This window comes from Lacinutrix undariae, from assembly GCF_052934785.1.
On sequence record NZ_CM128809.1, the window covers coordinates 2,352,640 to 2,366,532 of the forward strand.

Genomic DNA, 13,893 nt, shown 5'->3' on the forward strand with positions numbered 1-13,893 from the left:
AATGGAAAAAATAAATTTCAATAAATTACTACTAAAAACAGCGTTTTCTTGTATGGCTTGTGATGGTGATATTGATGAACGTGAGGTAGAACTAATAAAGAGCTTGCATAAAAATAATAAAACGTTTGGGGATATTGATATTAACGTAGAGTTGAATAAACTTACAGGTTTAATTAATGCAGAAGGGAATAATTTTTTTAAATTGTTCTTTAAAGAACTTAATACTTTTGAATTGTCTGAAAACAATCAATTAACATTAATTGATGTTGCTATTAGTACCATTAAGGCTGATAATGTTATTGAATATAGCGAAATTAAATTCTTTAAAGTTATTCGTTCAAAATTACCAATAGATAATGACTCTATTTTAAAAGTATATCCTGATTTTGAAGAGTATTTAGAGGAAGATATTATTAGTGAATCATATTTATCAAAGCTTCAATATGATTTTTTTGAGAATACGGATTTACCAAGTTTTGAGTTGATTAAAGATGTTGATAAAAATGCTTTAGATGAGATACTCAACCAAAATGAAAGCGACTAATCCGTTAATTAAAATAGCTCTAGCAATTTTTCTATTTGTTTGTGTGTTGGATATGCCTTATGGCTATTATCAATTTGTGCGTTTTGTAGCTTTTGTGATATTTGGTGTTTTTGCCTATGAGACCCGTGAAGTTGAACCTAAAATTGAACTATTTATTTATATAGGCTTAGCCTTGTTATTTCAGCCGTTTTTTAAAATAGCATTAGGACGCGAGTTGTGGAATATTGTAGATGTTATTGTTGGTTTAGGTTTAATTTTAAGTGTGTTTAGAGTAAATTCTAAACGATGAGAAAATAGTAACAGTTTATAATGCATCCATCAGTTTAAAATAGAGGTCCGTTGGTTATGATGATTGCTCTTAAATTTAAATAACTCTATAGCATATGCTTTAGGTGTAAGTATGTATTTAGACTATTGAGCGCTAGGCGTGTAATTTTTAATAATTATGCCAAGACAATAATAGAAAAATTATATTTGAATATTGAATTAAATAAAAAGTTAGAAAGCTTTAGAGATTTACTTTTAACAAAAATGTCAAAAGTAGAAACTAAAACAGTAGTAGTTTAAAAAGATTAAGAATTATTAAAAAAAATATGCATTTAGAAGAAGTTATCATTTTTAATTATAGAAGTTGTAAAACAGTTGTTTCAAATCTTTTTGAAAATAGCCCTAATATTTTTATTGGTTTAAATGACTGTGGTAAATCTACAATATTACAATCTATAGACCTTCTGTTGGGGAGTAAACCAGAATATAATTCATTAGGAGAAGGCAATTATAAAAGTGATTTGTCAAATTCACCTGAAAAAACAGAAAAATTGAATAGCATATTGATAGATAAGAATCTGCCGATATTTTCTGATGATAACAATGCAACTTTTATTATAGGAAAGTTCAAGTATGAAGATGAAGAAGCTGAAAAATTTTCTGATTTAAATTTATCAACACCGCTTGCTTGGTCTATAGATTCTAATGAGGGTAATAGTTTTTGGTTTGCCAAAAAATTTTCACATCAAGGAGTTAAATCATACTTGCTAATGAATGAAGCTATACCCTCATTAGAACTATGGAGTTTAAGTCAAGCAAATATTAATAAAAAAATTAAAGAAGATAAGGTTACAGCAGAGGAAATAAAAAATGAAAACGGTAAAGGTCGTTTTTCTAATTTTGAAAAGATTAGAGCAATTTACTCAAAACATAATTGTGCTTTAGAATGGTCTGAATATAAATTAGCGAAAGATGATAAAGATTTTTTTCCAGAATTTAAATTATTTGATTGGAAAACAAGTTTAGATGAAATAACTGCTACTGCTAACGCAATAATGAAGGATGAAATAGATATTCACTTAAAACCCTTAAAAGAATCTGCAAATAAATTGGCTAAAAAAGCTGAAGAGTCTATTAATAAAAAATTTGGAGAAATAAGTAATATTATAAAAGAGGTTGCTAAAGATGTTGAAGAAATTAATTCAAAAGTTTATTTCGATGTAAAAGAAAAAATTACAGATGTAATGGTAACTAAAACGTTTAGCGATGGACCTATACATCTAGAAAATCAAGGAGAGGGTTTAAAAAGACAAATTTGGTTTTCTTTAATAAAGGCTAAAGCAGATACAACAACTGATAGTGTAAATAAATTTATTTGGGCATTTGATGAGCCTGAAACTCATTTATATCCTAAGGCACAAAGGGAATTTTTTGATACTTTAAATAAGATAGCTAAAGGGAATGTTCAACCTATCATTAGTACACATTCAACGATATTTATAGATAAGTCTAATCTCGACAAAATAAATAGCGTAAAACAAGAAGATAATGGTTATTCAACGCTTAATTCTTGCAAGGATATAGAAGCAATTTATTCGTCGCTAAATGTAAAAAATAGCGATTTTTTATTTCATGATAAATTTTTAATTGTTGAAGGTGATACTGAGCAATATTTAATACCTAGATTATATGAATTATATACAGGTAATACCCTTATAGCAGATAATATTCAACTTATAAATATACAAGGCAAAGATAAGTGGAGTCAAAATAAAACTATTTTAGAGAAAGTGATGGCTGGTTTTAAAAAAACGGAAAGCCAAATGGTTTATCTTTTTGATAATGATATGAGTTTTGTAATCGGTACAGCTGCTATTAAAGATAATATGTTTTTCGTAGGAGACCAAGATATAGAAGACGCTTTACCAAATGAAGTTTGGTTAAATATATTAAACGATTTTTATAAAGACACTTTATCTTTTAAGATTCAAGATGTGGAAAAATGTAAAAGTGAAGTTGTCAAGAAAGCGAAATGTATTAGTAATCAAAAATTTTATTCAGTTTTAAAAAGAAATATTCGTGAAAAGTGTATATCGGAAGAAGTAGATTTTGATACACTTAACAGGTTGCCTTCAAAAGGTATTGAATCTGCTGAACTCTTATTGGAATACATTAAAGAGCCTTCTGAAATTCCTTCAGAAATTAAAAATGCTTTTGAAAAATTAAAATTATAGTAGTTTAATATATGGCACAAACCTTACAACAACTTCAAACCTTCCTCAACCAAAATGAAATACCAAAAATAAAAGGCAAACCCAAAACCTTTTTAGGTATTGCTAAGCAGCCACATTACGAGAATGTGTTGTCTAATATTTATGCGTTTTATTTTAGAGTTAATGAGGTGCATAAATTTAAAGATTTATTTGTTACTAGTTTGTTAGCATGCATTAAAACAAAACTTGAAGAACAAAATATAGAGAAAGAAGCGCTACAAAGTTTTTATGATTTTGAAGTTGAGACAGAGTTCTCTACAAATAAAGGCGGTAGGATAGATATTTTACTAAGTAATAGTGAACAAGCTATAATAATAGAGAACAAAGTGTATCATCATATTAAAAATAATGATTTAGATGATTACTGGAACTCTGTAAAGATAATGCCAAACGATAATAACAATAAAGTTGGTGTTGTTTTGTCTTTACACCCTATTGCTCAAAGTGTATATAATGGTTTTGAAAATTCTAAACATTATATAAATATTACGCATTTAGAGTTACTAGAAGAAGTAATGTGTAATAGTGGTAATTATGTAATGCAAGCAAGTGAGAAGTATTTTACCTTTTTAAAAGATTTTTATCAAAACATTATAAATATGAGTAGGCCTGTTATGGAGCAAAAAGAATTAGAGTTCTATTTTACAAATCAAAAAGAAATAAATCAATTAGCGTCTTTTAAGTTTTCGGTTAGAAATCACATAGCCAACGAAATTGAGAAAGCGGGACTTACCTTGGGAGATAGTACAGAGAACATAAAGCTATATATCCCAAAAGCATCAAGTACACTAAACAAACGTGCACGTTATTTTAAATCTTCAAATAACGAAAACTTAATGATTGTGGTTGTTTTTGATGAAATGCTTACTAAGAAAAAAGAGTTGTATTTAATTGTAGAGTTTACACAAAGCCTATTAAAAAACAGAGAACGTTATAACAGTATTCAATTTGATGAAGATGAAAAAGAAGTATTAGTAAAAGATTTTTATACTAATAAAAATAATTCTTGGGCACATTTTGCTAATAAGTCTTATCCAGTAAATGATACTGTAATTCAGGATTTGTCAGGATTCATTTTAAAACAATTAGAAGACGATAAGTTACTTTCTATTTACAATAAATTGAACCTCTTTTTAGAAAACGAGAAGCAAGAAAAAACTATAAAATAAAAAATATAAAACACGCTTTAACCAATGTCAAAATATTCCGTACACCAACAACCTGTAGAAACTTTATTAAGCTGGATAAAATCTGGCGAAATCGCCATACCAGAGATACAACGTCCTTTTGTTTGGAAAAGCGCAAAGGTTAGAGACTTAATAGACTCGCTATATCAAGGCTATCCTGTAGGCTATATTATTACTTGGCGAAATCCTGATGTGAAATTAAAAAATGGTGAATTATCGGCTGGTAAAAAAGTATTAATAGATGGGCAACAGCGTATTACAGCTTTAACCGCAGCTGTAGTTGGGCAGCGTGTATTGAACAAAAACTATAAAGAAATTAATATTCGTATTGCATTTAACCCTTTAACCCAAAAGTTTGAAGTTTTAAATAAGGCTTTTGAGAAAAGTCCTGAGTGGATTAACAACATTAATCCAATAATTAATGATGAGATTTCTATAACCAAAGCCATTAGAGAATATTTAAAATTAAACCCAGAAGCAGATGAGGATTTAATTGAAGAGCGTATAGAAAACTTAAAACGTATTAAAAATAAACAAGTTGGTATTATAGAGTTAGATAGTTCATTAGATATAGATACGGTTACAGATATTTTTATTCGTATCAACCAAAAAGGAGTTGTGCTAAGTAATGCAGACTTCGTAATGTCTAAAATAGCTTCCGATGAGGTTTATGGCGGAAATAAAATGCGAAAATTAGTCGATTACTTTTGTAGACTATTAGTGGATAAAGATTTCAATAAACACATTTTAGATAACGATACTGTATTCTCTAATAGCGACTATTACAAAGCCTCAAAATGGATGGCAACAGGAAGTGACGATTTATATATTCCAGATTATATAGATGTATTGCGTGTGGCATTCACTTATAAATTTAGTCGTGGTAAGTTTAGCGATTTAGTAGCGTTGTTGTCTGGTCGTAATTTTGAAGCTAGAACCTATGAGAGTGAAATAGCAGAGCGTAGTTATAATATGCTTTCAGAAGGATTGACAGATTTTGTAAACCAAACCAGTTACCAACGTTTTATTATGTTGGTAAAATCGGCAGGTTTAATTAGTCAGAAACTAATATCTTCCAAAAACAGTATGAATTTTTCGTATGCTTTATATTTAAAACTACGTCATGAAAGCATGCCTGAATCAGAAATTCAGCATTATGTAAAACGTTGGTTGGTTATGTCTCTTTTAATTAGTCGTTATTCAGGTTCTTCAGAGTCTATGATTGATGAGGACATAAAACAGATTAACGAAAAAGGAGTTAAGGAGTATTTACAGCAAATGGAACAAAACCATTTAGGTCAAGGATTTTGGGAATTTTCATTGGTAAATCAGTTAGAATCCTCTAGTGTTAATAACAATGCCTACAATGTGTATTTGGCAGCACAATGTTATGGAAATGCACCAGCATTTTTATCAAAAAGCATGAAGATTAGTAGCTTAATTGAGCAGCGTGGAGATGTACATCATATTTTTCCTAAAAAATACTTAGCACAAAATGGGTTTATACCTAAACAATATAACCAAGTAGCAAATTTTGTGTACACAGAACAAGCAACCAATATTAAAGTTGGTATGAAAACACCACAAGATTACTTAGCTAAGGTTGAGGCACAAATTGAAGAGGGTATTTTTGATATTAGTACTTTAGATTCTACAATTGGATTAGAAGATAACCTTGTATTAAATGATATCCCGAAAACGCTACTTAAAGCAACACATGTAGATTATAATGATTTTCTTGTAGAGCGTCGTAAGCTAATGGCCGCAAAGATTAAGGACTATTATGAGCAATTGTAAATAATTGAGTTATGTCAAATCACATTTCTATTCATAAGGCAGAATTTCACAATGTATTTTATTTAAACTCAGAAGAAAATGAAGATCTGTTAGATGTTATTCTGTCTACAGGTACGTTTATTTATCCGATTAAGGATAAAGGTTGTTTTTATTTGTATGATGTAGAAAATGAAAAGCTATTATCAAAGCATGCTAATGTTAGTGAATTTATATTACCTAAAAATATTGAAATAGTATCTTTTACAGGTGTTTCGGTAGAGGATACTATCCAAATAAATATACCTAATGCAATTAATACCCTGATATTTGAAGGAGGTGATTTAATGCCTTTACAAATGGGACAAACCAAGCAAGGCGATGCTTTGTGGAAAAAAGTAATTAATTTTATTAACCTTTATAAGTTCGTAACCACAGTTGAGGAAAGATTAGTAATTGAAAATGAATTAAGACATATTTACAACCATAAAGTACAAGACAATGTTCCAGATTTTGGATTAAGCAAATTAATTGAGTGGGTTGATGAGTCTAATATAACTGAATTAACTATTGGTTGGACTTATTTTTCAGATTCTGATTTCAAATTTTTATCTAAATTAAAACAACTAGGAACTTTAAGTATAATGTATTGTTATAATGACAATATAAAGTGGTTGCCAAAGAATTTAAAGACATTGAAAATTTTTGGAACTACTATTCAAAATTTATCAGAGATTAATTTAAATCTGCCACATATTATAAGTCTAGATTTAGAAGGCAATACAATAAATAGTTTAGATAATTTAGTAGAACTGCCAACGGGTTTAGAAGATTTGATTTTAAATAAAAATCTAATTCAAAATTTTAATATTTCAGAATTACCTAAAAAACTAGAAGGCCTAGATTTATCTTATAATTTAATAAATAATGAGTTTTTTGATCAAAACAGTGTTCATGAAAATTTAAAAGTATTGATTTTATCTGAAAATCAATTGGTTATTACGGCATCAATATTACATGCTATATTAGAGCGATTTCCAAATTTAGAATATTTAGAATTGCTTGGTAATAAAACAGATGGTGTTCCTGTAGAGTTTTTAGGAAACACAGAGGCTAAAAATTGTTTGCCTAATGTTCAGTTTTTTTTAGAAGATATAGATTATAAGCATAATGGTAATGAGTTAGTTGTACCACCATCTACTACATTAAAGGATTATGTTGAAGTTGTTTGGACTCAAGAACTATTACCTTTAAAAGTAATATTATCTGACCTTCAATATGTGTTTTCAATATATTTTATAAAAATGCCATCATTTGTCCAATATCAAAATGGATTGTCTTGTATGGTAGATCACGATAATTGTGAGATTTTTATAAAATTGAATGAAGTAAATAAGGAAGTACTTTTTAGAGTGCAGTCCAATAAGCCAGAAACCGTTGCTTTGTATTTTTACAAATATATTAATGAAGTAAATAGATTAGTCGCACTTAACTCTCATTTAAATATTTTACCATCAATTGAATACTCTCCCTCTTGTCGTTTTTTAAATGAATTTCACTCAAAAGTGTTTAAGTTAGATTATAAGATTAAAAAGAAACCTGTTTTAAAACTTTCAGAAACTAATATTGAAGTATTAATAAACAACAGAACGATTGAGGAAAAGGAAAATAGAGATGAAGAAGCGTTTGGCATTCAAGGAAAAAATGCAGGTGTAAAATATAAAAATATAAATGCAATTGCTTTTGTTATAGTTTCTGGGAAAAGTGCCTATCCATTTGTTATTAATAAAAGCAATGTAACTAATGCATTATATCTAGATAAGGGCAGAGAGGATTACTATTATTTAATTCTTAGAACCGCACTTGAAAAGGAGACTTATATAAATGGAATTACGAGTGAGTATTTAAATAGTTCTCGTTTGGAGGAGGTCGCTGTTTTTATAGATGATAATATTAAGAAGAAAGTCTCTTGTTTTATAAACACAAATTTTTTCCATGCTAATGATCATACTTTAACAGCACTAGATTCAAATTTTCTTATTCTAACCGAATCATATTTAAAAGAGATTAAAATGGACAATGGTAAATATTGTGAGCTTAGTGTTACTGGCCGTTCTATAGAATTAAAATATGTTCCCTAAATAAATTATAACGTCACTTTTTGTTAAAGCTTTCTATATCTAGAAAGCTTTTTTTATACCCAAAATTTAATGGTTTTTATCTGTTTGTTCAGCCCTGAACAAATAAGGAATACGCCAAGCAATGCCAATATATTTGTAGTGTACTTAACAATAAAAGGTATAGTTATGAATGTAATAATCAAAATTTTAAGAGCAGAAAACAATAAGGAAAAAGCACAATACGCTATGGCAGTTTACAGTCATTTAAAAGAAGCCTATTCTACTTGTGGAGGTATTAATCTAGCCAATGGTTTTAAAGATGCAGATGATATGCTGAAAAGTATTCCGGTTTGGAGATTAACATTTAAAAATGATAAACTTATTTCTGTCATGTTATTTAAAGAAAAAGCTGGTGAATTAAAAATGGTGGCTTATGCGCCATTTACAGCAATAGATTTAGCGATTAGAAAAGCAGACTTACAATTTATGCTAAACAATTCTTATGTAGAGCTATCTGGTAAGTTGTTGTCTATAACCTTAAAAGAAATTAAATGGACTTGGAGAGAGTTTGTTTCAACATTACCACAACAAATCTTAAAAAAGGAAATAATAACCCTTAAAGAATATTTAAAAACTAAAACGCTGCCTAAAAATAGTGAAGGTATGTATCAGAAATTAAAAAGGGATTTCCCAGAACTTTTACAGTATTGCTATTTAAGAATGATTGGTGGAGAATTAAAATTAAAAGTATTAATGACAACTAAATAAATAAAATATGAAGAGAGTATATGAAGCGGTATTGCTTCATTCAAAAAATAATACCAAAACAGATAAAATAGAATTGGCAGTTTATTTAAATGAAACTACAGATTTTAAAATTACTGTTGGTGGCTTAGCAGTCAACACAATTATTAGACAAGCTTATAATTATTATATGAAAAGAAAAGAGTATGAAAATGCTTTTTTGATATTAGATACCTACAGGCCTGAAGTATATGTTTGGAAAGTACTAAACAATTATAATTTAAAATAAGTTTAAAAGTTAAAGGTCTTTTTCTATGCCTGAAAACCTTGACTAAAAAACATAAAAATAGTATTAAACCTAAAAATTAAAAACAGATGAAAAACACATTTAACAAAAACAGAAAAGATTTTGACAAAAAAAACCTAGAAGACGTATTAAACAACTACAACGATTTAAATGAAAAGTTTGAAAAGCAAGGAAAATTAAAAAAGTTTCTTAACGAATTTAAATTGCTTTTCAATATGAGTAGAGATTATTTTAAAGGAGATTATACGGTTGTTCCTTGGTATATAATAGCAGCTGTAGGTTCAACATTACTTTATGTATTATCACCTATTGATGCCATACCAGATATTATCCCAATAGTTGGTTATGTAGATGATGCAGCAGTGATGGCATTATGTTTAAAATTTGTTCATATTGAAATTGATGAATATAAAAAATGGAAATTTAGTAAATAATAAAATTTAATTTAGACCATTAAACACCTGATTATAATATATAATTGGGTGTTTTTTTTATAAAAGAAATTGTAAATTGGAATTTTGTTATATAAAATTAAAAAACATAGCCAATTAGTTTAAACTAATGAACAAGTTCACAGAAGCACAGTTAGAAAACGTTTTTATTGAGTTATTAGATAATGAAGGGATTCCGCATGTTTTAGGGAATACTATTGTGCGCCAAGAAAACGAAGCGCTTATAAAAGCAGATATTAAAAGTTATCTAAAAAGTCAATACGAAGCCGATAACCTAACCAATAATGAAATTAAAAGCATTGTTAGAAAGCAAGAGGTTTTCAGTGCTTAAGATTTGTACGAGTCTAATAAATAAATAATTAAACTGGTTTGTAATGGCTTCCAGTTAGAGCGAGAAGACCGTTCTCAAAAAGACTTGTATATTCATCTTATTGATTATTCAGAATTAGATAACAATATTTATAAAATTGTGTGTCGTTATTTCCGCAATATTATGCAGCGATAAAGTTGTTAGAAAACATAAAGTTGCATCAAAAACCAGATGATAATGATAAAGAAGGAATTTTATCAAATTTTAAAAATTGTGGGGTTTTGTTTTTAGATGAAGTACAAGGTTTATCTAAATCACTTCAGCGTAATTTGATATAGGTATTACAAACAGGGCATTACTATCCGTTAGGATCATTAGAACCAGAAAAACAAACTTTAGATTAATAGCTGCTGGTAATAATAGTTTTCAAAACCTTAGAAATAATAAATTAGATCTTGATTTTTTAGATAGAATTTTAAGATTTATTGTAGAAATACCTTCGTTAAGAGATTGTAAAGAAAATTTTATTGATAATTGGAAAAATGTATGGAATGATGTTGTTAATTTTGATGACGCTCCAAGTGTAATATGGAATGAAAGAATACATGTTTTTTAGAATCATAAAAACTATCAGTTAATTTTAGGGACATGCAGAAGTTAACGTCTTATATTCTTGTATTTTATTTAGAAAGTCATAAAAAAGATACTGCTATTAGTTATGCGTTTAAGGAGTTTGAGAAATGGAATTTTGGTAGCTTAAAAATGAACGAGGGTTATTTTATTGAAGGAAAAACATATAATGAAATAATAGCCAAATTCAATAAAGAATTAGCTGAATGGTCTATTAGTATTAGGTTTATTTTTTGTTGGAATACTTCGCGATACGGGTGGATAGGATGATGTAAGCTCATTATCCGTTGAAGTCTGTAATAGCCTGCTTAATCTTGGTATAAAACAGTATTATCAAAATGCGGATTATAGCCAGTATTTAATAATTTTAAAAGTTTTCTTCGGTAAGGAGATAAAAGGTCTTTTTTATAGTATTGATTTTGCTATAAATATTTTTTTTAACGTTTAAGTTTGCCTGTTTTTAGGTCTCAAAAAGCAAAATAAAGATATGAGCTTTTTTAAAAATGGCCTTTAGTAGTATAAATTTTAGCCGGTGAAAAATCTTTTTTGCGTACCAAATTATGTGCCAAATTCCGTTAAATAGTCACAAAAGCGTTAAGTGTAAGCATAAAAAAACGGTTTAGAGTGAACTAAACCGTTTAATTTTAACTGATTATAAATGTAGCGAGAATGGGGCACGATCCCATGACCTCCGAGTTATGAATCCGACGCTCTAACCAGCTGAGCTACCTCGCCATATGCATTTCTGCGGGTGCAAAGATATAAACTATTTTGTATTACACAAACAAAAAACAATAAAAATATTTTTTAATGAAATAAGTTTAAAACTCAATAATTAATGTATATATTGAGCCTCATAATAAAGTTACACATGGACGATAAAATAAAATTCGAAGTAGAATTCCCAATACACGCCTCACCGCAGTTATTATATCAATATATATCAACACCTTCAGGTCTTTCTGAATGGTTTGCAGACAACGTTAACTCAAGAGGAGAGATGTACACTTTTATTTGGGATGGAAGCGAAGAAACAGCTAAAATGCTAAGCAAAAAGAGTGGCGAACGCATAAAATTTAGATGGCTTGCTGATGATGAAGATGGTGAAAGTTGTTTTTTCGAAATAAAAATTCAGGTGGATGAGATTACAAAAGATGTTTCTTTGGTGATTACAGATTACGCTGATGACGATGAGGTAGACGAAGCTAAGATGCTTTGGGAAAACCAAGTTTCAAGTTTAAAGCAAGTTTTAGGTTCTGCCTAGATTTACTTTAATATAAATTATATCTTTGTCTCGATTTTTAATCGAGACTTTTTTTATGATTAATTTAAACGGAGATATCCTTACAACAAGCGACAACGCCTCAATTACAGATAATAGAGGCTATAAATACGGTGATGCACTTTTTGAAACTCTTAAAGTGGTACATGGTAAAATTTTATTTTGGGAGGATCATTATTTTAGACTTATGTCTTCAATGCGTATTTTACGAATGGAGATACCAATGTCGTTCACTATGGAAATACTTCAAAGTGAAATATTAAAAACTATTGCAGCTAATAACCTATCAAAACGTACCGTTCGTGTACGCCTTAATATTGATAGAGGAGAAGGTGGAAAATACATGCCTATTGCTAAAACCATCAACTATAGTATTGTGGTATCTGCTTTAGAAAGTGATTTTTATAGTATAGATTCGGCAGACTGTACGGTAGATTTGTTTAAAGATTTTTATGTTGCTCCAGGATTGTTAAGTACATTGAAAACAAACAACCGCATCATAAACGTTTTAGGTAGTATTTACGCGCAAGAAAACAAGTTAGATAACTGTTTACTGCTTAATACCAATAAAAACGTTATAGAGGCTTTAAATGGAAATATATTTCTAGTTAAAGGTCATCTTATTAAGACCCCGCCATTAGAAGATGGTTGCATTAAAGGGATTTTAAGAAAACAAATCATTGAAGCTATTGAAAAATTAGAAGGTTTTGAAATTGAAGAAACTTCAATCTCTCCTTTTGAATTGCAAAAAGCCGACGAGTTATTCACAACAAATATTATTGTAGGAATTCAACCCATTACAAAATATCGTAAAAAGACATTTGAAACAGATGTTGCGCAATTATTATTAAAGAAATTAAATGTTGCCGTAAGGTTGTCTTAGTTATAGCTAGGATTTTCTGGCGCATTAGACCATATGCTGTAATCGCCACCTAATTCTAGCATTTTTTCTTTCCAAAATGTTTGGCAGCTTTTTTCAATTAAATCATTTTTATAACTATTTTTTGAAACTACCCAGGCGTTAGATTCTAGCTCTTCATCTAATTGAGAAGGTTCCCAACCAGAATATCCTAAGAAAAAGCGAATGTCTGCAGCAGTTATTTTATGCGATTCAATTAAATCTAAAACAACTTCAAAGTTACCACCCCAGTATATACCTTTAGATATTTCAATACTATTAGGTATTAAGTGTGGGACTTTGTGTATAAAATAAAGATTATCCTGTTCTACAGGGCCGCCATTAAAAATTTTAAATTCTGATGAGGTTTCAATTAGATCCTTTAATGTGTATTTTAAAGGTTTATTTAGTATAAATCCTATAGATCCTTCTTGGGTATGGTCGGCAAGTAAAATCACTGATCTATTAAACGACATATCGCCAATTATTGATGGTTCTGCAATCAATAAATGACCTTTTTTAGGGTGTGTTGTTATCATATCGTTGGTTATTTCAACTAAAACTAAAACATATATGTTAAAAAACCAAACATTTTTTTAACATATCGTTAAGAAAATAAAAAACCCACTTAAATAAGTGGGTTTTTTTTATGTGAAATAACGTGTAATTAGTTTACAGCATTACTTAAATCAGATCCAGCTTTAAACTTTACTACGTTTTTAGCTTTGATTTGTATTGTTTTACCTGTTTGTGGGTTTCTTCCTTCTCTTGCAGATCTTTTAGATACTGACCAAGAACCAAAACCTACTAAAGATACTCTGTTTCCTTTTTGTAAAGCACCTTCAATATCAATTAATAAAGAATCTAAAGCTTTTTTTGCTGCAGCTTTTGTGATTCCTGCATTTTCTGCCATTCCATTGATTAAATCTGTTTTGTTCATAAAATTGTATTTTTTGATTATTAAATGATTTGTCGGTTTAACTTGTTTTTTGTTATATCCTCCTACAAAATTATAAGGATTATTCAATCATGCAAGTAATAGCGTGGGAAATTCGGATTATTGTTAATAACTTTTGTTGTTTGTTAATAAAGAGTGTGTTTTTTTG

Annotated in this window: 15 protein-coding genes and 1 tRNA gene; 13 read left to right on the forward strand and 3 right to left on the reverse strand. The window is 28.9% G+C overall.

The annotated features are described in order from the left end of the window. Position 1: 1 nt before the first annotated feature. The 11 genes from ACU4C5_RS10495 (at position 2) to ACU4C5_RS10545 (ending at position 10,877) form a co-directional block, all read left to right on the forward strand. Positions 2-544, forward strand: coding sequence for a hypothetical protein (locus tag ACU4C5_RS10495; protein ID WP_446844165.1), 543 nt, complete (start codon positions 2-4; stop codon positions 542-544). Beyond that, complete coding sequence (locus tag ACU4C5_RS10500) at positions 513-833, forward strand: DUF6804 family protein (protein ID WP_446844166.1); 321 nt, start codon at positions 513-515, stop codon at positions 831-833. The genes ACU4C5_RS10495 and ACU4C5_RS10500 overlap by 32 nt, the downstream gene beginning before the upstream one ends. A 304-nt stretch (positions 834-1,137) precedes the next feature. Beyond that, complete coding sequence (locus ACU4C5_RS10505) at positions 1,138-3,045, forward strand: AAA family ATPase (RefSeq protein WP_446844167.1); 1,908 nt, start codon at positions 1,138-1,140, stop codon at positions 3,043-3,045. 11 nt (positions 3,046-3,056) lie between these two features. Further along, on the forward strand, positions 3,057-4,253 hold the full coding sequence (locus ACU4C5_RS10510; RefSeq protein WP_446844168.1) for a PD-(D/E)XK nuclease family protein: 1,197 nt from the start codon (positions 3,057-3,059) through the stop codon (positions 4,251-4,253). A gap of 24 nt (positions 4,254-4,277) precedes the next feature. Then, positions 4,278-6,068 carry a GmrSD restriction endonuclease domain-containing protein gene (locus tag ACU4C5_RS10515; RefSeq protein ID WP_446844169.1) on the forward strand — a complete coding sequence of 597 codons (1,791 nt, stop codon included), beginning with the start codon at positions 4,278-4,280 and terminating at the stop codon, positions 6,066-6,068. A gap of 11 nt (positions 6,069-6,079) precedes the next feature. Beyond that, entirely contained in the window at positions 6,080-8,185 is a 2,106-nt protein-coding gene (locus ACU4C5_RS10520; protein ID WP_446844170.1) for a leucine-rich repeat domain-containing protein, read from the forward strand. A 165-nt stretch (positions 8,186-8,350) separates the two neighbouring features. Then, positions 8,351-8,932 (forward strand): hypothetical protein, encoded by a 582-nt coding sequence (locus ACU4C5_RS10525; RefSeq protein ID WP_446844171.1) that lies wholly within the window; start codon positions 8,351-8,353, stop codon positions 8,930-8,932. A 7-nt stretch (positions 8,933-8,939) separates the two neighbouring features. Further along, the gene (locus ACU4C5_RS10530) at positions 8,940-9,197 is read left to right on the forward strand and encodes a hypothetical protein (RefSeq protein WP_446844172.1); all 258 of its coding nucleotides are present in this window, start codon (positions 8,940-8,942) and stop codon (positions 9,195-9,197) included. 86 nt (positions 9,198-9,283) lie between these two features. Beyond that, the gene (locus ACU4C5_RS10535; protein ID WP_446844173.1) at positions 9,284-9,649 is read left to right on the forward strand and encodes a YkvA family protein; all 366 of its coding nucleotides are present in this window, start codon (positions 9,284-9,286) and stop codon (positions 9,647-9,649) included. A gap of 127 nt (positions 9,650-9,776) precedes the next feature. Further along, entirely contained in the window at positions 9,777-9,998 is a 222-nt protein-coding gene (locus tag ACU4C5_RS10540; RefSeq protein WP_446844174.1) for a hypothetical protein, read from the forward strand. Between the two features lie 627 nt (positions 9,999-10,625). Next, positions 10,626-10,877, forward strand: a complete 252-nt coding sequence (locus ACU4C5_RS10545; protein ID WP_446844175.1) for a hypothetical protein — start codon at positions 10,626-10,628, stop codon at positions 10,875-10,877. A 391-nt stretch (positions 10,878-11,268) separates the two neighbouring features. Here the strand turns inward: ACU4C5_RS10545 and ACU4C5_RS10550 are convergent. Continuing rightward, positions 11,269-11,342: transfer RNA gene (locus ACU4C5_RS10550), tRNA-Met, on the reverse strand. A gap of 136 nt (positions 11,343-11,478) precedes the next feature. Between ACU4C5_RS10550 and ACU4C5_RS10555 the strand changes: the two genes are divergently transcribed. Further along, positions 11,479-11,871, forward strand: coding sequence for an START-like domain-containing protein (locus tag ACU4C5_RS10555; protein ID WP_446844176.1), 393 nt, complete (start codon positions 11,479-11,481; stop codon positions 11,869-11,871). Between the two features lie 55 nt (positions 11,872-11,926). Beyond that, on the forward strand, positions 11,927-12,772 hold the full coding sequence (locus ACU4C5_RS10560; RefSeq protein WP_446844177.1) for an aminotransferase class IV: 846 nt from the start codon (positions 11,927-11,929) through the stop codon (positions 12,770-12,772). Here the strand turns inward: ACU4C5_RS10560 and ACU4C5_RS10565 are convergent. Beyond that, entirely contained in the window at positions 12,769-13,326 is a 558-nt protein-coding gene (locus ACU4C5_RS10565) for a YqgE/AlgH family protein (RefSeq protein ID WP_446844178.1), read from the reverse strand. The two genes, ACU4C5_RS10560 and ACU4C5_RS10565, sit on opposite strands and share 4 nt — an antisense overlap. A 128-nt stretch (positions 13,327-13,454) precedes the next feature. Beyond that, on the reverse strand, positions 13,455-13,814 hold the full coding sequence (locus tag ACU4C5_RS10570; RefSeq protein WP_446844179.1) for an HU family DNA-binding protein: 360 nt from the start codon (positions 13,812-13,814) through the stop codon (positions 13,455-13,457). Positions 13,815-13,893 lie beyond the last annotated feature (79 nt).

Bases quoted from the DNA above. Each gene is read 5' to 3' on its own strand.
- ACU4C5_RS10495 (WP_446844165.1), top strand. From the start codon at position 2: ATGGAAAAAATAAATTTCAATAAATTACTACTAAAAACAGCGTTTTCT.
- ACU4C5_RS10535 (WP_446844173.1), top strand. From the start codon at position 9,284: ATGAAAAACACATTTAACAAAAACAGAAAAGATTTTGACAAAAAAAAC.
- ACU4C5_RS10520 (WP_446844170.1), top strand. From the start codon at position 6,080: ATGTCAAATCACATTTCTATTCATAAGGCAGAATTTCACAATGTATTT.
- ACU4C5_RS10500 (WP_446844166.1), top strand. From the start codon at position 513: ATGAGATACTCAACCAAAATGAAAGCGACTAATCCGTTAATTAAAATA.
- ACU4C5_RS10510 (WP_446844168.1), top strand. From the start codon at position 3,057: ATGGCACAAACCTTACAACAACTTCAAACCTTCCTCAACCAAAATGAA.
- ACU4C5_RS10560 (WP_446844177.1), top strand. From the start codon at position 11,927: ATGATTAATTTAAACGGAGATATCCTTACAACAAGCGACAACGCCTCA.
- ACU4C5_RS10545 (WP_446844175.1), top strand. From the start codon at position 10,626: ATGCAGAAGTTAACGTCTTATATTCTTGTATTTTATTTAGAAAGTCAT.
- ACU4C5_RS10515 (WP_446844169.1), top strand. From the start codon at position 4,278: ATGTCAAAATATTCCGTACACCAACAACCTGTAGAAACTTTATTAAGC.
- ACU4C5_RS10540 (WP_446844174.1), top strand. From the start codon at position 9,777: ATGAACAAGTTCACAGAAGCACAGTTAGAAAACGTTTTTATTGAGTTA.
- ACU4C5_RS10505 (WP_446844167.1), top strand. From the start codon at position 1,138: ATGCATTTAGAAGAAGTTATCATTTTTAATTATAGAAGTTGTAAAACA.
- ACU4C5_RS10565 (WP_446844178.1), bottom strand. From the start codon at position 13,326: ATGATAACAACACACCCTAAAAAAGGTCATTTATTGATTGCAGAACCA.
- ACU4C5_RS10530 (WP_446844172.1), top strand. From the start codon at position 8,940: ATGAAGAGAGTATATGAAGCGGTATTGCTTCATTCAAAAAATAATACC.
- ACU4C5_RS10555 (WP_446844176.1), top strand. From the start codon at position 11,479: ATGGACGATAAAATAAAATTCGAAGTAGAATTCCCAATACACGCCTCA.
- ACU4C5_RS10525 (WP_446844171.1), top strand. From the start codon at position 8,351: ATGAATGTAATAATCAAAATTTTAAGAGCAGAAAACAATAAGGAAAAA.